Source organism: Brachyspira alvinipulli ATCC 51933, from assembly GCF_000518245.1.
GTDB lineage: Bacteria > Spirochaetota > Brachyspiria > Brachyspirales > Brachyspiraceae > Brachyspira > Brachyspira alvinipulli.
In genome coordinates, this window is record NZ_KI912406.1 from 197,738 (window position 1) to 216,024 (window position 18,287).

The following is an 18,287-nucleotide window of genomic DNA, read 5'->3' on the forward strand; positions in this document are numbered from 1 at the left end:
TAATTATTTATGAGAGGGGTAAATATTTATATTTAAATATTATTTGTTTTTTATAGGATCATTAGGATTTGAAGCAGTTTCTCTGTTTTTTAATCCTTTAGCCCATTGACCAGTTATGAATAATTCTATAACAGCTAATATAATCATAACTGCAGCAATTCCAGCTAATACATAACCATCAAAAGTAGCTTTAGCAATATTAGTATAAACAACTAAACCTAAAGCAGAAAGAGTAACTATGAACATAAATGTTAAAGGTATAACATTTTCCCAAGAAGTTCTTCCTTGACGGTTTTTTATCCAAGCAGCAACTGCTAATAATGATAAACCAGCTAATAATTGGTTAGCACTACCAAATATAGGCCAAATTCTAGTATAACCGTAAAGAGTAAATCCTAAAGATACAAGAACTGTTATACCAGTAGCTATATAAGGGTTAGTTAAGAAAGTTTTATGAACTCTTCCATCAGCAGAAGTATATTCACCTAATTCCTGTATTAAATATCTTCCTATACGAGTAGCACTGTCTAATGAAGTTAAAGCAAAAGAAGCAAATGCTAAAGTAACGAAAGTTTTACCCATACTTAATGGTACTCCGAAAGAAGTCATGAAAGTAGCAACACCAGTAGCAAATCTAGCAGCAGGTGTACCTTCACCATTACCAGCAACAGCAGAAACACTCATTAAAGCAACTATAGCAACTATACCTTCTATAAGCATAGCACCATATCCTACCAATTTAGCATCTTTTTCACTGTTAAGCTGTTTAGCACTTGTACCAGAGCTAACAAGAGCATGGAAACCAGATATAGCTCCGCAAGCAACAGTAATGAAAAGTATTGGGAATAAGTAGTTTCCAGCACTAGGCATAAAGCTAGTAAATGCAGGAGTCTGTATAGCAGGTCTCATTATTACTAAACCTACAACACCACCTACTACCATAGCATAAAGTAAGAATGAAGATAAGTAGTCTCTAGGTTGTAATAATATCCAAACAGGCATTAAAGAAGCTAATATTATATAAATAATTAATATTATTTGCCAATGTACTTTTTGTAAAGCTAAGAATGGGAATTTATCGGATATAAAAATAATACTTGCTAATAATACAACACCTATTATTGTAGAAACAGCAACAGAAGCACCTCTTCTGTACACTAAAAATCCGAATAATAAAGCCAAAGCAATAAATAACATACTTGCAGTACCAGCTGCAGCAGATTCTCTAGCATTATCAACGTTTACAGCAAAAGTACCAGCAGTAATGTCCAAGAATGCAGCTACTACTAAACAAATAGTAATAAATGCATAAAGTGTGAACATTATTTTACCTTTTTGGCTAACATTATGTCTTATAACTTCTCCAATAGATTTACCTTCATGTCTTAAAGAAGCAACTAATGAACCGTAATCATGTACTCCGCCAAAAAATACACAGCCAAATATAATCCATAAATATACAGGAAGCCATCCAAACATTGTAGCAATGATAGGACCAGTTATAGGCCCAGCTCCAGCTATTGAGGAGAAATGGTGTCCTAATAATACTTTAGCATCTGTTGGTACATAATCCCTACCATCATTTATAGTATGGGCAGGTGTTTTTTTACCAGGGTCAATACCCCATTTTTTTGCTAAATATGAACCATAAGTTATGTAAGCTACGAAAAATATGACCATACCTAACAATAGAAGAATGAAAGCATTCATTATATATCTCCTTATATTATTTTTTTATAACCTCCTAAAAATCCGAAAGAAGAAGTTTTAATTCCTTCTTACGCATTTTAGGTAAGTAAACATTTTTATCAGTCATAGACACTATGGCATATTGTGTTTCTGACCATCCATGAAACAATAACTTATAATTAACTTTGTAAAAAAATTTTCTTGTCATTTTTTCCCATTCTTTATCTAATGGACTTTCTGTTACTATTATTCCAGTAATTACACTTCTCTTATGAAATTTATTTGGATTTGATAGTATAGGAGTTAACCTTATAAGCATTTCTTGAAAGTTCTCTATATCCTCTTTTTTTAATTCCTTAATAAATCTTAAAAGCATGTGTTCAAATACTGAATAACCTTCATAAACAGTTGATTTTGTGATAAATGACTTGAAAAAATCATTTCTATGGAAAGCATATAGATCAAAATATTCATCTTCTTTACTTATTTCATAGTCTAAATCAAAATGTCTCATAAGCTTTTCTGAAATATTAAATATGTATTTTTTTACATTTTCATTATCTATGTGAAGTTTTGCCATTTTTATTCTCCATGCTATATATTATATATAGAATTTTTTCATTGTCAAGTTTTTATACATATTAAATAGTAATGATTATTATATGCTAATAAATTTATATTGGTTTTATTATACATTTTAGATATAAAAGTTGTTATTAAAATTATTATGGCAAAAAATTATTTTATTTGCATACTAAATAAATTTTATTAATTTATTTTAGCTGTTTTGTATGTATATATTAGATAAAATATCTTTCATTTTTTTCATAGCTAAAGCTCTATGACTCATAGAATTTTTTTCTTCTAAACTCATTTCAGCATAAGTAATACTATATCCATCGGGTTGGAATATTGGATCATATCCAAAACCATCAAAACCTCTGGGATTTTCTATTATTTTTCCATTAACTCTACCTTCAACTGCTATATAGTAATTATCATCTAATATGCATACAGCAGAAGTTATAAAATAGGCACTTCTATCTTTTTTGTCTTTTAATTCATCTATAAGCATTTGCATTTTTTCTTTGTAGCCTAAATTTTCACCACCATATCTTGCAGAGTATATTCCAGGATTTCCATTAAGGGCATTTACACATAGTCCTGAGTCATCAGCTAATGAAGGCAATTTTGTATGATTATATACAGTTCTTGCTTTTATAAGAGAGTTTTCAATGAATGTTTTTCCATCTTCTATTATTTCTCCTATATCTGAAGGCATAGGCAATATATCTTTTATAGCACTTCCTTTGAATAATTCTTCTATTTCTTTTAATTTATGTTTATTGGATGTTGCTATCACTAATTTTTCAAGCATATCAATTTCCTTTTATATTAAAAAATAGATAAAAATCTTTTGAGTTAGGTATATAATATTCCATAACATTTCCAATAATAGTATATCTATTTTTAGGTGCATAGTTTTCTACAATGTCTGTAAAAACTTTGCTATAGTTCTCTATATTGCATTTTACCTTAATAAACTTTCCTCCTTTAATTTTCCATTTAGTCCATCCATTAGGTGGTGTAGAATTTTCTTTTACTTCAACACCTGCCATGTATTTTCCAATTTCGCCCCAAGGAGCAAAAGTTTCATCTATATCATTCATTATACCCCATATTCCAGCCAAATTATTATTTTCATCTATTTTTACTAAATCAATTATTTCTTTAATATTTTTATTAAAATTTTGCCATAATGGAAGAACCCACTCAGAATGTTTTTCACTTTCACCGGAATTTACCTTTCCAATTACTTCAAAATCTCCTTTTTCAACTATTTCTATACTCATAAAGATTTACTCCAAATTATTTTATAATAAATAATAATATACTGAAAATAAGTCAAATTATCAAAAATTATGATATTATAAATTTTATTTAATCATATATCATATTATTTATATATGATTTTAGATAATAGAACATATTAATCTTTTTATATTCTATTGTTATACTTGTTTGAGGTTTGAATGTTTTATCTAATTCAAAAATTTTGTTATCTATCATAATATTATGATTTGCAGATGTACCTACAAATAGATGTAAATTGTTAATTATAGTATTGATATTATTTATTTCCATATAATCATCAGTAACAACAAAATTTTCATCTTTTTTAGGCTCTGGAATACCGGCACCATAAGAAACAAATCTTGTTTTTTCTAAAACAATATTATTATTTTTATCTAATATATAATAATCTCTAACTTTACTTTGATTTACAGAATGAATATAAGAAATTATAAATTCTTGTTTATTCATTTTTAATATCATACTAGTTTTATTATCTTTTGTACTGTACAGTAAAAGCCTTTGAAATATTGGCAGAAAAAATAAAACAATAATTATGATAATTACAATTAAAAATTTAACAATTTTTTTCAAGATTATTTTATTCATAATAGTTTAAGTCTTTAATAAATATTAAATTTCATATCCTAATTCTTTATAATATTTTAAAGCACCAGGATGGAATGGTACTGATATTCCTTTATATGAATCTTCTATACTAAATTCTTTACCTTTATCATTAACAAGAGCTAAATCATTTTGTTTATCAAATAATGTTTTCATTAAATTATAAACCATATCTTCTGGCATATTATTATTAACAATGATTGATGCTTTTACAGCAACAGCTTCTGTAGCATTAGTAACATTATTATATGTGTTAGGTGGTATTGTAACTTTTGAGTAATATTTATATTTATTTATCATTTCATCCATTTGTATTTTATCTAATGAAATTAAAACTATTTCTGTATTTAATGATAGTTCCTGCAATGCAGCATTAGGTATACCTGCTACTATAAAACAAGCATCTAATGTATTATTTTTTAAACCATCACTTGATAATTTGAATGAAAGATTTGATTTATTTATATCATCAAAAGTGAATCCGTATGCCTCTAATATTTGTTTAGCATTAAACTCAACACCGCTTCCAGCATCTCCAACTGAAACTCTTTTTCCTTCCAAATCTGCTATAGTTTTTATTCCGCTTGATTTTGTGGCAGCTATTTGCACTACTTCTGGATATAATGTAAGCATTGCAGAAAAATTAGTCAATGATTCTCCATTAAATATATCTGTTCCGTTATAAGCATAATCCATAACATCATTTTGTGCAAATGCAATATCAGCTTCATTATTTTCCAATAGTCTCAAATTTTCTGCAGATGCTCCAGTTGATATTGGGGTGATATTCATATTTTCTATATTAGAATTCCATATACTTGTTATGCTATTTCCAAATGAATAGTATGTACCGCTTGTTCCTCCAGTAGCAAAAGTATATTCATAGCTTTCATTTTTTTTACATGAAATAGTTATTAATAATAAAACAATAATGCTAATAATAATTTTATTATTTATATTCATAAAGGATACTCCACTTATTTGTATTGTATAATTAATTAATAATATACCTCATATTATTAAAAGTCAATTATGAAAATTAAATAATTATGATATGCTATTGACATTAATAATTTATATCGTATAATTTACTTATTAATAATTAATATTATTAAGAGATAACTTGTGAGGAGTGTTATAATGCCAAGTTTTGCAAATCCATTTAATGCTAATGTTAATAGAAAGGTAACAAAGGAAGAATTAATACAGGCTATAAGACTTGATATAGCAGGTGAGCTTGAAGCTATATATTTGTATGATGCTCATGTTATGGCTACAGATGATCCTGTTGCAAAAGCAGTGTTGAGTGATATAAGAGATGAAGAGAAGGCGCATGTTGGTGAGTTAATGGCTTTATTAAGACATTTAGATCCTAAAGAAGCTGAACATTTTGAGTCAGGACAATTAGAGGTAAAAGAGATGATGGAAGAGCTTGGAATAAAAGAACCTAACTTATCCGGTCTTACAGTAGGAAGTCTAAAAAACGATAAGTAATATTTTTAAGGAGGAAGTATATGGTTTATTTAGCTAGAGAAAGTTCACCATTTGAAGAAAGTTTTTGGAAAGATATAGATAAAGTTGTTGTTGAAACTGCAAGTAGAATTCTTGTAGGAAGAAGATTTTTATCAATTTATGGTCCATTAGGTGCTGGTGCCATAAGCGTACAATATGATAAAAGCGACAGAGAGGAAGTATTTGAAGATGGTTTCGTTAAAACATCTGGAAGGAAATCTGTTGAACTTCCTCAATTATACCAGGATTTTACATTATTATGGAGAGATTTAGAAAATAATATTTCTAATAAACTTCCTTTAGATTTATCTATAGTATCTCAGGCATCTCAGGTGCTTGCAAATAAAGAGGATAATTTAATATTTAATGGAAGTGATTTTCTTGAATTAAAAGGTATTTTAAATGCTGATGGTGTTCAGAAATTAAAGATATCTGATTGGTCTCAAGGAGAGAACCCTTATACTGATATAGTAAAAGCTATAAATATGATTAGAGAAAAAGGTATTGTTGGAAGATTTGTATTATGCTTAAGTCAATCATTGTATTTTGATTTGCAAAGAATACAGCAGGGTACTGGAATGACAGAAGCTCAGAGAATTTCAAATATGATATCTGATTTGTATAATGTTCATGTTATAAAAGGTAAAAAGGCAGCATTACTTTGTGCTGAACCTCAGTATATGGATTTAGCTATAGGAATAGACATATCAACTGCCTATTTAGAACAAAAAGATTTAAATCATAGCTTTAGAATAATGGAAACAATTATACCTAGAATAAAAGATGCTAATGCAATAGTTGTTTTAGAATGATTTATATTTCATAATAATAACTCTTTATAGCAAATATTTTATTTTAAACCTGCATCTTTCTATTATAGATGCAGGTTTTTTATTTTAATTGTATTATCTGTATTTTATTATGCGTTCTGCTATTATTCCTATAAGTATTGTAGATGAGCCTAATATAATAAAGAATATCCAAGTATTAATTCTAAAGTAAAAATATTCAAAGTATCTTATATATATATTAAGTATAATAAAAAATATTGAATATTTTACTATAGAAGAAATTTTTAATTTATATCCTATTATAAAAATAATAATATTTGACAATAAAAATAATGAACTATATATAAGAATGTATGGATTTCCATACTCTTTAAGAATTATTGCATAATCATAATTACCAAATATTGACATAAATGCTAATATTATATTTAAATATAATAATCCTATTGTGTAATAAATGACTGAAAATTTTAAATATTTTACCCCTAATTTTTTATTTATATCTGTGATTCCAACTAAAAATATAAATATACTTGTTATTATGAATCTTATATAATTATTAAGCCTTAAATCTATACCTGATATATCAAAACCTTCAATTCCATACCAAGTAATAATTGCTATTATAGCTATTGATAATACAGCATAATTTCTTTTTATATATGCTATTATGAAAAATAGTATTATACTTATAAGAGATAAAACAATAAAATTGTCTTTATTGTTAGTGATAATATATGAAATAGTAAATATATCAGCAGATAAAAATATAGATGATAAGGCTATTATAGCAGATGAAGTTTTTGGTAAATATATTTCTTTTCTTTTTAGAATTTCATCTATTATAAATCCGGATATGAAAAGTATAAAAAATAGGAATGCTATAAAGTAAAGAGAGAAAATATAAAAACTTATAAAAGATATGAATCCCAAAGATACCATTACAATCCCTGTTATCATTATGGCTCTTATTATGGGCTGCCAATTTATATAATCATCTCTATATTTTCTTGATAATATTTCCAATTGTTCATTAGTAATAATGTTATCTTTATTCCATTTTTTTAATTCTTTTAATATAAATCTGTTTTTACTGCTCATGATTAATAATCTTTAAATATTTCTTTTTTAATATATTTTATGTTATCTAAAGTATATCTAGTGTAATCATTATTTCCATCAGGGGATTTCATTGTTCTTAAAACTTTTATATATTTAATAAAATTTTTAAAATTATCTATTAAGTCATTTGGAATAATCTTTTCAATATCATATTTTATATTATCATTAAAATCTTTACTATTTTCAGATATTATCATGTCGCATAATTCATTTTTATTTTGAAAAAAACTTTCTAAATTATTATTTTCCAAATATGAAATAAGATCATCTAACTTATTTACAATTAATTGTATATTTTGATTGTTCATAATTATAATTATCCAATTTTTATAATCTATATTATATAATTTAATATATAATCTAATAATTGCAATAAAAATTATTTTTATTAAAAATTATGAATTTATGATAATATACTATCTATTGAAGTAAAATATATTTACATTCACAGCTTATTTTTTATGTTTGCAATATATCTTAGTGTTATATGTATTATAAAGTATATAAAAATATAATATTTAAGTAAATTTTTTGTAAATTAAATGTAAATTATATTGACAAAAATTATATTTGGGCTATACTTATAATTGTAAAGATAATTTACATGTACATATGATAAAAAAATAACGATAAAAAGGAGATTTACTATGACTAAAAAATTATTTGCTTTATTAATAACATTAACTATAATTTCTACTTCAAGTTTATTTGCTGATTGGGTAGTTCCAGTTTCTTCACTTCCTCAAAATGCTAGAAGCTTTATACAGCAGATTTATCCTAATACTCAAATATGGAAAGTAGAAAGAGATGACGGAAAATTTGAAGTAAAATTGTCAAATGGAGTAAAAATAGAGTTTTTATATAATGGTGATTGGAACAGTATAGATGGCAAATACAATGCAGTTCCTTTTGAAGTTTTACCTCAATCTGTAGTAAACACTATAAAAAATACTTATCCTCAATCTGTAGTTATAGATGCTGAGAAAGAATGGGGAAGTTATAAAATCAAATTAAATAACTTTATGGAATTATTTGTTACAGCTGACGGACAATTAATGGGACAAAAATTTGATGATTAATTAAAAATATATAGATTATTTATTGAAAAATACTAAAATATAGAGGGAGTTATAAAATTAACTTCCTCTATTTTTTAATAATAAAACATTTTTTATTTATATATGAAGTAATATTTTGCTATTTATTATCAGGTCTCAAAGAAGCTTTTAAATTTGAAAAAAACTCCTCTTCATTCATAGCCATTTCTTCTGGTAGATTTTTACTCATCTCTTCTAAAAATACAGAAGGAGTACATTCAACTTTTCTACCCATTTTAGTTCTGCTTCTACAATATGTAAGAGTTAAATGTTTTTTAGCTCTAGTCATAGCTACATAACATAATCTTCTTTCTTCTTCAAGTCCATTTTCATCTAAACTTTTTTGATGAGGCATTATACCATCTTCCATACCGCATATATAAACATAAGGAAACTCTAATCCTTTAGCGGCATGTATACTCATAAGCATAATACCTTTCTTTTTATCCTCATCTTCATTTTGTTCTTCTATACTCATTAATAAAATTCTATCTAAATAATTTTTTAATGTAGCATTTTTATTAGATTTTTCATATTCAAGTATGCCGTTCATAAGAGATTCAACATTTTCCATTTTTTTGGCACCTTGTTCTTTAGTATCGCTTGAATTCAATACTTCATTATGATAAGCAATAACATCTAAAAACTTATTTATATTTTCATATAGTTTAGGACGTTCAATATCATTTTTATCAACTGTAAATAAATTATGATAATGCTCTATAATTTCAAGAAAATCTTTTATACCTGCTTTAGCTTTAGGTGAAATTTCTTCTATACTTTCATAGTCAAGCAAAGTTTGATATAATGAAGATTCATTTTTTATACTAATTTCATTTAGAGTATTTATTGCTACTGCTCCTATTCCTCTTTTAGGTATATTTATAACTCTAAGCAAAGAAACTTCATCTTCCGGATTAACAAATAAATTGAGATAGGCTAGTATATCTTTAATTTCTTTTCTTTCATAAAATTGAAAAGCACCTACTACAGTATAAGGAAGTCCTCTAAGTCTGAAAGCCTCTTCAAAAAGTCTTGATTGAGCATTCATTCTAAAAAGAACAGCAAAATCTTCATAATTTAATCCTTTGCTTATAGAATAATTTATTATAGAATCTGCTACAAACTGAGCCTCTTCTCTTTCATCTTCGCAAGGCATTATAACAGGAGGTATGCCTTCTTCTCCCTCTGCAACTACTTCCTTATTTTTTCTCTGTATATTATTGCTTATTACTGAATGAGCTGCCTCAAGTATAGCTTTTGTACTTCTATAATTTTTTGTAAGCGTTACTATTTTGGCATCTGGATATTCGTTTTCAAAAGAAAGGATATTTGATACATCTGCACCTCTGAATGCATAGATACTTTGATCATCATCTCCTACAACTGCAATATTTCTATATTTTGATGCTAGTAAACTTGTGAGTTTATATTGTGCAAAATTGGTATCTTGATATTCGTCTACCATTATATATCTAAATCTTTCCTGATACTTTTCAAGAACTTCTGGAAACTCTACATATAAATCTATTGTTAAATTAATAAGATCATTAAAATCAACAGCATTATATCCTTTTAAATATGTTTGATAAACTTCATATACTCTTTTTGCTATTTTTTCTAAATCATCATGAGGTTCTACTTCATACGGCTTCATCAAATTATTTTTATATCTGTCTATATACCAAGCAAACAAATTCTCATCATAATTGAGAGTATTAATTTTTATTTCTCTTAAAATATTTCTTATTAATGTTCTGCTGTCTGATGAGGAGTATATACTGAAATTATTTTTATATCCTAGTTTTTCAATGTCTCCTTTTAATACCCTTACGCAAAATGAATGGAAAGTGCTTACTACTAATTGTTTTGGTTTTTCTTTTAACAGTTTTGTTATACGTTCACGCATTTCCGCTGCTGCTTTATTTGTAAATGTAACAGCTAATATTTGGCTTGGAAGTACGCCATGCTTTATTAAATATGCGATTCTTTCTGTAATAACTCTTGTTTTTCCTGAACCAGCACCAGCCAATGCAAGAAGCGGTCCGTCAATATGTTCTACTGCTTGTCTTTGTTCTTCATTTAACATTAATGCCATATTTATAATCACCTCTTATTTTGAAGAGTTATTATATATTATATTAAAATAATGTAAAATTTTTAATATTGAAATTTATTTGTTTAATGGTATATAAATATAAAACTATGTTTTTTATTGAAGTTTAAAAATAGTGTAATAAATATGCCAATGATGCAGAGTGCTGTATAATGAAAGACATGAAAAAGAAGTTTCTAATATCTAATAAATTGTATTCATAGAAGATATTTCTATAGATATTAGCAGTTAATTTTATTTATTTTAATATTATATTGATTTTATTATTTTAAATGTTAGAATATTCTAACATTTATTTCTTGATAGGAGTTTATTTATGAAAGATTATGAAAAATTATCAAAAGAACATTTTAATAAACAAGCTAATATATATGATGAAAAAGATACAGTATGTTATTCAAAATTTGGGAAGATAAGCTGTAATTATGTATCAGAATATTTAAATAATATTGATTATAATAAACTTTTAGATGTTGGCTGCGGAACAGGTTATTTAATAAATTTACTTCAATATAAAAGTAATAGATTATTTTATGGACTTGATTTATCAGAAGAGATGTTAAAGGTTGCTAAGTCTAAAAATATAAGAAATACGGAATTTATTTTGGGCAGTGCAGATAAACTTCCATTTGATGATAATAGTTTTGATGTAGTAACATGTATACAAAGTTTTCATCATTATCCTTATCCAAATGAAGCTATGAAAGAGGCTTATCGTATTCTTAAAAAAGGCGGTATTTATGTATTATCTGATACAGGAGTAGGTGGAATAGCTGCTTGGGTAGATAATAATATTTTATTTCCTTTGATGAAAAGCGGTGATTGTCATACAGAAAATAAAGAAGGTATATCAAAAAGAATGATTAAAAATGGATTTGAAATAATAGAGAAAAAACAATTAAAAGGATTTATATATTCTGTTATAGGAAAAAAATGATATGCTTTATAAACATATTGATGTTCGTTAGTATCTTTATAATTATTTATAGATTAACTTTTTTAATTGTCAGATTATGAAATATCTATAATAATTTTATATTTATTTTTATTTTTTATGATGATATAAGAATAATAAAGGTATTATATGAAAAAGTTATTATTAATTTTATCAGCATTATTATTTATATCATGCAGTAATTCTTTTTATAAAGAAGGTTTATCTTATACTTTAATTATTTCTTCAGAAAAAGGGCATAATAATATAGTAAATATACTATTGAAATTAAATGCTGATATAAATATGAAAGATAATGAATACGGCTATACTGCTTTAATGGAAGCCTCATCAAAAGGCTACACAGAAATAGTTAATATACTGTTAGAGCATAATGCAGATGTAAATATAAAAAACTATGACGGACAAACTGCTTTAATGCTTGCTTCATCAAAAGGACATACTGAAATAGTTAATATGTTATTAGAAAACAATCCTGATGTGAATATTAAATGCGATAATGACCGTACTGCTTTGATAGAAGCTTCTGTAAATGGATATACAGAAATAGTTAATATTTTATTAGAACATAATGCTGATATAAATGTTAAAAGTTATGACGGACGTACTGCTTTAATAAGGGCTTCTCAAAAAGGGTATGAAGAAATAGTAAGTATATTATTAAATCATAATGCTGATACAAGCATACAAGATATATCTGGTTTTACAGCATTAGATTATGCTTTAGAATCAGGAAATTCTAATATAGTAAAAATGCTTAAAAATATTAATTAAAAAATAAACTCAATATAAAGAGTAATCACTCTATATATTGAGTTTTTAAAATTATAAAAAATTATAGTAAAGAAAATTAAAATCTTACTACATCTCTAGTAATTTCTTTTAAGCTGTGAACACCGCACATAGTCATAGCATCTTCAAGTTCAGCGCCTAATTGAGCAGCATAAGATTTAACTCCTTCTTCTCCTCCGCCGTAAGCAGCTATTACAAAAGTTCTTGCAATAACAACTCCATCAGCACCTAAAGCAATAGCTTTTAATATATCAGCACCGCTTCTAATTCCTCCATCTACTAATATTTTAATTTTGCCTTTAACAGCATCAGCAATTTCAGGCAAAACTTCGGCAGTAGAAGGACATTGATCAAGTACACGTCCTCCATGATTTGATACTATTATTGCATCAGCTCCGGCTTCAACAGCTTTTTTAGCTCCTTTTACAGTCATTATACCTTTTACTATAAATGGTCTTTGGGCAATTTCTTTGATTTGTCTTAACTCATCTACGGTTTTGCTTCCTGCTTTTGGGGTAAGATTTTTTAAGAAAGGAAGTCCTGCTCCATCAACGTCCATAGCTACAGCAAAAGCATTTGAATCTGCAACTAATTTCATTTTTTCTTTTATAACATCTATATTCCAAGGCTTAATAGTAGGAACTCCTATTCCATTTTGTTTTTTTATCATAGTAGTTGCTGCAATCATTACATTAGGATTGGTTCCATCTCCTGTGAAAGCTGCAATTCCTGCTTCATGACATGATTTTACTAATATATCATTGTATTCTTCTTCTGTATATTTATTTCCATAATGAAGTTGAACTGCACCTACAGGACCTGCAAATATAGGATATTTAAATTTTTTGCCGAATAACTCAAAAGAAGTATCTACATCTTCATTAGAACATATTGTGTCCATATTGAGTCTTATTTCTCTCCATTTGTCATAATTTCTAATAGCAACATCTCCTATTCCTTTGGCGCCAGGACCAGGCATGCAATCTCTACAAACTCTTCCATTACAAATTGCACATGCTTTGCAGAAACCCATGCAGTCTTTTGCTACTTCTATAATTTCTTTATAAGTCATAAAATTCCTCCGATATAATTAAACGTATAATAATGCAAAACAATAATACTAAATATAAAAAATAAAACAAGTAAATTATTATTGTAAACAGTTAATAATAATTTTATATGGTGTTAAATTATTTTTGTATTATAATAATTTATGTAAAATTAATAAACTATGATAGGAATGAAAAATGGCAAAAATATCTAATTATCTTCTTAGTAAACATATAGAAAAATGCAAAATATCATTAAAAGCTTTTGAAGAAAGAGAAATTCCAGATTTAAAAGATGATTTTAAAAAAGAAGCAGAAAAAGTTCTATATGAGGCAAATAATTTTTTAAATAGCATTGATCCATTCAATTATTCTGATTTTGATGATTTTAACAGCAAGGCAGAAAATTTTAATGATGAATTAAACAGAATACTTGAAACATTTTATATAAAAGAGCCTGACGAACTTTATACTTATAACAGGTTTATTGAGTATTTTCATTATGATAAAACTATGTTTAATGATGAAAATGATGAAATTGATATTAATGATTTACATACTTTAGATGAATATTTCGATTGTAACACTAATGGAGTTGCTTTAAACAATATGGGATCATACCAATATGCTATAGATAAATATAGTGAAGCTATAGATTTGATTGATTATTATGCATTAGCTTATTATAATAGGGGACTTTCTAGAAGTAATTTAGGATTTTTTAAGAAAGCTATAAAGGATTATGACAAAGCTATAGAATTAAGTAAAAATTATAAAGACGCCTATTATAATAGAGGAGTTGCTAAAAATCATGCTGGCTTACACAAAGAAGCTATGGAAGATTATGATAAGGTTATAGAGTTAGACAATAAAAATATAGATGCATATAATAATAGAGGAGTTTCCAAAAATTATTTACATCTTTTTGATGAGGCTATGAAAGATTTTAATAAGATTTTAGAGTTAGAGCCTAATAATTATTGTGCTTATGGCAACAGAGGCAATTCTAAAAATGATTTGGGGCTTTATAAAGAAGCTATTGAAGATTATGACAAAGCTATAGAAATTAATCCAAATTATTCAGATGCTTATTATAATAGAGGAAATTCAAAAAAAGAGTTAGGTTTATTTAAAGAAGCTATAGAAGATTATGATAATGCTATAAAATGGAAACCTAATGATATAAACGCTTATATGAATAGAGGAAATGCTAAATATGATTTAGAATTATATGAAGAAGCTATAAAAGATTATGAAAAAATTATAAAATTGGATCATAATTATGTAGATGCTTATTATAACAGAGCAAATGCAAAAAGAGAGCTGGGTTTATATAAGGAATCTATAAAAGATTATGATAAAGCTATATATTTGAATCCTAATTATAGTGATGCATATAATAATAGAGGGCTTGCTAAAAGCGATTTAGGAATGTATGAAGAAGCAATAAAAGATTATGAAGAATCTATAGATTTATGTGCGGATAATCCAGAAGCATATTATAATATAGGAAGTGCTAAATATGATTTGGATCTTTTAAAAGAATCCATTAAATATTATGATAAGGCTATAGAATTAAGACCAACTTACAGTGAGGCATATAATAACAGAGGACTTTCTAAAAATGATTTGGGACTTTATAAAGAAGCTATCAAAGATTATGATAAATCTATAGAGTTAAACCCTAATGACAGCAATACTTATAATAATAGAGGGCTTACTAAATATAAGTTAGGCTTGTATAAAGAAGCTATAAAAGACTATACTAAGGCTATAGAATTGACTCCTAATTATACAAATGCTTACGGAAACAGAGGAAGTGCTAAAGATGAATTAGGAGATTATAAAGAAGCTATAAAGGATTATGATAAGGCCATAGAATTAGAACCAAATACGGCTTATTTATATAATGATAGAGGCTGGGTTAAGAAAAATGCAGGACTATATAAAGAAGCTTTGAAAGATTATAAAAAAGCTTTAGAATTAGATCCTGATAATGAATATGCAAAGAGCAATATTGCAAATCTTAAAAAAGAACATGGCTTGAAATAAAATGATAAAATTATAAAATTTATTTCAACTTTATCGAAATAAAAAGAGGTTATTTAATAGGAATTGTATTATGAATGACAATATTAAAGAATTGCTGGATAAAGCCAAAGAAGCTTATGAAAATAAAGAGTATGAAAAGTCCATTGAATATATTGATAAGGTTATATTTTATAATGGCGATTCTTATGATCTTTATCATAACAGAGGATTATCAAAATTAAATTTGGGATTATATGAAGAAGCTATAAAAGATTTTGAGAGAGCTATTGAATTGGGTGATGACGGCGAAACTGTATATTATGATAGAGGATTAGCAAAATTATATTTAACTTTATATGAAGAAGCTATAGAAGATTTTAATAGAGTTTTGCAAATAAATAATAATGATATTGATGCCTGTACTAATATAGCATTATGTTACTTTTACATGAAAAGGTATAAAGAAGCTATAAATATTTATGATGAAGTAATAGCAGATTTTCCTGATAATATTCATTCTTATAATAATAGAGGATTATGTAAGTTTTATTTATCTCAATTTGAAGAAGCTATAAAAGATTTTAATAAAGTTATAGAATTAGATAAAAATGATGCAGTAAGTTTTGCATATAACTATATTGGTTTATGTAAATATAATTTGAATGAATTTGATGAAGCTTTAAAATGCTATGAGAAGTCTATAGAGATAAACCCTAATCTTATTAATGCATATCATAATATTGCTTTGATAAAACATTCTGCTGGATTTGACGATGAAGCTTTATCTTATTTAAATAAGGCTTTAGAAATAGAGCCTGATAATTTTGAAACATATTTAAAAATATATTCTATAAAATTAGATTTAGAGCTATATGATGAAGCAAATCAATATTTAAATAAAGTTATAGAAATGTATCCTGATGACTGCTATATTTATGACAGAATAGGAAATATAAAAACTGATGCAGGATATATGGAAGAGGCTTTGGAATATTTCAAAAAAGTATTAGAAATAAATCCTAATTTTATTGAAGCATATCATGATATTGCTTTTGCTTTACATAAATTGGATTTAAATAATGAGGCTTTGGAATATTTAGAAAAATCGTTGGAAATTTCTCCGAATAATTCGGATACCTACTTCAAAATATTTTTAGTAAAAAGAGCTTTAAATGATTATGACGAGGCTTTATCTTATTTAAATAAAATACTTGAAATAAACCCTAATGATATTAATATTTATAATGAAATTGCTTTAGTAAAAATTGACTTAAAATTATATGATGAAGCTTTAAATTATTTGAATAAGGCTTTAGATATAGATAGTAATAATGCTGAAATATATAATACTATTGGTTCGGTATATCATAATAAAGAAAATTATGAAGAAGCTATTACATATTATAATAAATCTTTAGAGTTAGATTCTTCTAGGGCTTTGTCTTATTATAATATTGGGTTAGCATATTATGAAATGCATGATTATGAAAACTCAATTCAATATTATAATAAGGCATTGGAAATAAATCCTCAGTATGCATCTGTTTATATTAATTTAGGACTTATTAAACATAATTTAGGAAACTATCAAGAAGCTATTGACTATTATAAAAAAGCATTAGAAATAAAGCCTGATTATGCATTAAGTTATTATAATATAGCACTTGCTGAGATGAGTTTAGAAGATTATGAAAAATCTTTGGAAGATTTTAATAAAGCATTAGAATTAGGCTATGATGAGGATGATATTTATCTTAATATTGGACTTATATATTCAAGACAAACTATATATGATAAAGCTATAGAATATTATAATAAAGTATTAGTAATAAAGCCTGATAAACTTAGTGCTTATTATAATATTGCTTTTTGTTTATCTAATATGAATAAATATGAAGAAGCTTTACAAATATATGATAAAGTTATGAATATGTATCCTGATAATTTTGATGTTTATTATGAAAGAGGATACACTAAATACAGAGCATTAAAATATGATGAAGCAATAAAAGATTTTGATATTATTATAAATAAAAAGCCTGATCATTGCAGTGCTTATTATTATAGAGGCTGTTCTAAAAAGTATTTAAAGAATTATGATGAAGCTATAAATGATTTGAATAAAGCTATAGAATATGATCCGAATAATCCTAACTACTATAGTGAAAGAGCTTCATGTTATGATTATTTAAATAAATATAGAGAGAGTATTGAAAATTATGATAAAGCTATTGAATTAAATGATAATGATTGGTTTTTATATATTTTAAGAGCTAAAGAGAAATTCTTCTTATCAAAAGAAACTAATTCAGAAAATAAAACAAATGATAAGAAATCCTTTTTTAATAAAATTATATCAAAAATAGCTTCATCAAAAAATTATACTGATTTAGAAAAGTCAGCATTAAATGATTTGGAAAAATCTTATAAGTTAGCTTTGGAAGATGAATTTTATCTTATGGTATTTAAAGATATTATAAAAGAAGAATTTACCAATATAGATTTAGCATTTGAATTTTGTAAAGATAAGAATATTACTTTATAAAATATAATATTAGCAGCTGTTTTATTTTTTGTTTTAATTTTGGAAAAATGACAATAAGAAATTAACAAATTTAAAAAGTTTTAGTATATACATAAACAAATATATTT

17 protein-coding genes are annotated in these 18,287 nt (G+C 25.8%); 7 read left to right on the forward strand and 10 right to left on the reverse strand.

What is annotated here, in order from left to right; genetic code table 11:
• Positions 1-39: 39 nt before the first annotated feature.
• The 6 genes from T324_RS0114070 to T324_RS0114095 all read right to left on the reverse strand — a co-directional run bounded on the left by T324_RS0114070 (position 40) and on the right by T324_RS0114095 (position 5,133).
• A complete protein-coding gene (locus tag T324_RS0114070) occupies positions 40-1,710 on the reverse strand; it encodes a carbon starvation CstA family protein (RefSeq protein WP_028330843.1) in 1,671 nt (556 codons plus the stop codon).
• A 34-nt stretch (positions 1,711-1,744) separates the two neighbouring features.
• Positions 1,745-2,269 carry a DUF8052 family protein gene (locus tag T324_RS0114075; RefSeq protein WP_028330844.1) on the reverse strand — a complete coding sequence of 175 codons (525 nt, stop codon included), beginning with the start codon at positions 2,267-2,269 and terminating at the stop codon, positions 1,745-1,747.
• A gap of 198 nt (positions 2,270-2,467) precedes the next feature.
• Entirely contained in the window at positions 2,468-3,067 is a 600-nt protein-coding gene (gene rdgB, locus T324_RS0114080) for an RdgB/HAM1 family non-canonical purine NTP pyrophosphatase (protein ID WP_028330845.1), read from the reverse strand.
• Position 3,068: 1 nt separating this feature from the next.
• Positions 3,069-3,542, reverse strand: coding sequence for a GyrI-like domain-containing protein (locus T324_RS0114085; protein ID WP_028330846.1), 474 nt, complete (start codon positions 3,540-3,542; stop codon positions 3,069-3,071).
• 88 nt (positions 3,543-3,630) lie between these two features.
• A complete protein-coding gene (locus T324_RS0114090) occupies positions 3,631-4,014 on the reverse strand; it encodes a DUF1850 domain-containing protein (RefSeq protein ID WP_342664460.1) in 384 nt (127 codons plus the stop codon).
• Positions 4,015-4,176: 162 nt separating this feature from the next.
• Positions 4,177-5,133: a TAXI family TRAP transporter solute-binding subunit gene (locus tag T324_RS0114095; RefSeq protein WP_038375314.1), complete on the reverse strand. Its 957-nt coding sequence runs from the start codon at positions 5,131-5,133 to the stop codon at positions 4,177-4,179.
• A 177-nt stretch (positions 5,134-5,310) separates the two neighbouring features.
• Here T324_RS0114095 and T324_RS0114100 point away from each other — a divergent pair, with 177 nt between their 5' ends.
• Positions 5,311-5,664, forward strand: coding sequence for a demethoxyubiquinone hydroxylase family protein (locus tag T324_RS0114100; RefSeq protein WP_028330849.1), 354 nt, complete (start codon positions 5,311-5,313; stop codon positions 5,662-5,664).
• Between the two features lie 20 nt (positions 5,665-5,684).
• On the forward strand, positions 5,685-6,494 hold the full coding sequence (locus tag T324_RS0114105) for a family 1 encapsulin nanocompartment shell protein (RefSeq protein WP_028330850.1): 810 nt from the start codon (positions 5,685-5,687) through the stop codon (positions 6,492-6,494).
• Positions 6,495-6,587: 93 nt separating this feature from the next.
• Here T324_RS0114105 and T324_RS0114110 read toward each other — a convergent pair whose 3' ends face one another.
• Both T324_RS0114110 and T324_RS0114115 read right to left on the reverse strand, forming a co-directional pair.
• Complete coding sequence (locus T324_RS0114110) at positions 6,588-7,574, reverse strand: DUF2157 domain-containing protein (protein ID WP_028330851.1); 987 nt, start codon at positions 7,572-7,574, stop codon at positions 6,588-6,590.
• A 2-nt stretch (positions 7,575-7,576) separates the two neighbouring features.
• On the reverse strand, positions 7,577-7,903 hold the full coding sequence (locus tag T324_RS0114115; protein ID WP_028330852.1) for a hypothetical protein: 327 nt from the start codon (positions 7,901-7,903) through the stop codon (positions 7,577-7,579).
• 339 nt (positions 7,904-8,242) lie between these two features.
• On the opposite strand from T324_RS0114115, the gene T324_RS0114120 reads away from it, so the two are divergent.
• Entirely contained in the window at positions 8,243-8,674 is a 432-nt protein-coding gene (locus T324_RS0114120; RefSeq protein ID WP_028330853.1) for a PepSY-like domain-containing protein, read from the forward strand.
• A gap of 118 nt (positions 8,675-8,792) precedes the next feature.
• Here T324_RS0114120 and T324_RS0114125 read toward each other — a convergent pair whose 3' ends face one another.
• Complete coding sequence (locus tag T324_RS0114125; RefSeq protein WP_028330854.1) at positions 8,793-10,790, reverse strand: ATP-dependent helicase; 1,998 nt, start codon at positions 10,788-10,790, stop codon at positions 8,793-8,795.
• 334 nt (positions 10,791-11,124) lie between these two features.
• Between T324_RS0114125 and T324_RS0114130 the strand changes: the two genes are divergently transcribed.
• Positions 11,125-11,745 (forward strand): class I SAM-dependent methyltransferase, encoded by a 621-nt coding sequence (locus T324_RS0114130; RefSeq protein WP_028330855.1) that lies wholly within the window; start codon positions 11,125-11,127, stop codon positions 11,743-11,745.
• A gap of 147 nt (positions 11,746-11,892) precedes the next feature.
• The gene (locus tag T324_RS0114135; RefSeq protein ID WP_028330856.1) at positions 11,893-12,537 is read left to right on the forward strand and encodes an ankyrin repeat domain-containing protein; all 645 of its coding nucleotides are present in this window, start codon (positions 11,893-11,895) and stop codon (positions 12,535-12,537) included.
• A 76-nt stretch (positions 12,538-12,613) separates the two neighbouring features.
• Here the strand turns inward: T324_RS0114135 and T324_RS0114140 are convergent, their stop codons facing one another.
• Positions 12,614-13,627, reverse strand: a complete 1,014-nt coding sequence (locus T324_RS0114140; RefSeq protein WP_028330857.1) for an alpha-hydroxy-acid oxidizing protein — start codon at positions 13,625-13,627, stop codon at positions 12,614-12,616.
• A gap of 175 nt (positions 13,628-13,802) precedes the next feature.
• On the opposite strand from T324_RS0114140, the gene T324_RS0114145 reads away from it, so the two are divergent.
• Positions 13,803-15,656, forward strand: a complete 1,854-nt coding sequence (locus T324_RS0114145) for a tetratricopeptide repeat protein (protein ID WP_028330858.1) — start codon at positions 13,803-13,805, stop codon at positions 15,654-15,656.
• 70 nt (positions 15,657-15,726) lie between these two features.
• Positions 15,727-18,180 (forward strand): tetratricopeptide repeat protein, encoded by a 2,454-nt coding sequence (locus T324_RS0114150; RefSeq protein WP_028330859.1) that lies wholly within the window; start codon positions 15,727-15,729, stop codon positions 18,178-18,180.
• Positions 18,181-18,287 lie beyond the last annotated feature (107 nt).

Coding starts and splice junctions, on each gene's coding strand:
- T324_RS0114105 (WP_028330850.1), top strand. CDS start 5,685: ATGGTTTATTTAGCTAGAGAAAGTTCACCATTTGAAGAAAGTTTTTGG.
- rdgB (WP_028330845.1), bottom strand. CDS start 3,067: ATGCTTGAAAAATTAGTGATAGCAACATCCAATAAACATAAATTAAAA.
- T324_RS0114115 (WP_028330852.1), bottom strand. CDS start 7,903: ATGAACAATCAAAATATACAATTAATTGTAAATAAGTTAGATGATCTT.
- T324_RS0114125 (WP_028330854.1), bottom strand. CDS start 10,790: ATGGCATTAATGTTAAATGAAGAACAAAGACAAGCAGTAGAACATATT.
- T324_RS0114110 (WP_028330851.1), bottom strand. CDS start 7,574: ATGAGCAGTAAAAACAGATTTATATTAAAAGAATTAAAAAAATGGAAT.
- T324_RS0114130 (WP_028330855.1), top strand. CDS start 11,125: ATGAAAGATTATGAAAAATTATCAAAAGAACATTTTAATAAACAAGCT.
- T324_RS0114095 (WP_038375314.1), bottom strand. CDS start 5,133: ATGAATATAAATAATAAAATTATTATTAGCATTATTGTTTTATTATTA.
- T324_RS0114145 (WP_028330858.1), top strand. CDS start 13,803: ATGGCAAAAATATCTAATTATCTTCTTAGTAAACATATAGAAAAATGC.
- T324_RS0114120 (WP_028330853.1), top strand. CDS start 8,243: ATGACTAAAAAATTATTTGCTTTATTAATAACATTAACTATAATTTCT.
- T324_RS0114075 (WP_028330844.1), bottom strand. CDS start 2,269: ATGGCAAAACTTCACATAGATAATGAAAATGTAAAAAAATACATATTT.
- T324_RS0114150 (WP_028330859.1), top strand. CDS start 15,727: ATGAATGACAATATTAAAGAATTGCTGGATAAAGCCAAAGAAGCTTAT.
- T324_RS0114140 (WP_028330857.1), bottom strand. CDS start 13,627: ATGACTTATAAAGAAATTATAGAAGTAGCAAAAGACTGCATGGGTTTC.
- T324_RS0114090 (WP_342664460.1), bottom strand. CDS start 4,014: ATGAATAAACAAGAATTTATAATTTCTTATATTCATTCTGTAAATCAA.
- T324_RS0114085 (WP_028330846.1), bottom strand. CDS start 3,542: ATGAGTATAGAAATAGTTGAAAAAGGAGATTTTGAAGTAATTGGAAAG.
- T324_RS0114135 (WP_028330856.1), top strand. CDS start 11,893: ATGAAAAAGTTATTATTAATTTTATCAGCATTATTATTTATATCATGC.
- T324_RS0114100 (WP_028330849.1), top strand. CDS start 5,311: ATGCCAAGTTTTGCAAATCCATTTAATGCTAATGTTAATAGAAAGGTA.
- T324_RS0114070 (WP_028330843.1), bottom strand. CDS start 1,710: ATGAATGCTTTCATTCTTCTATTGTTAGGTATGGTCATATTTTTCGTA.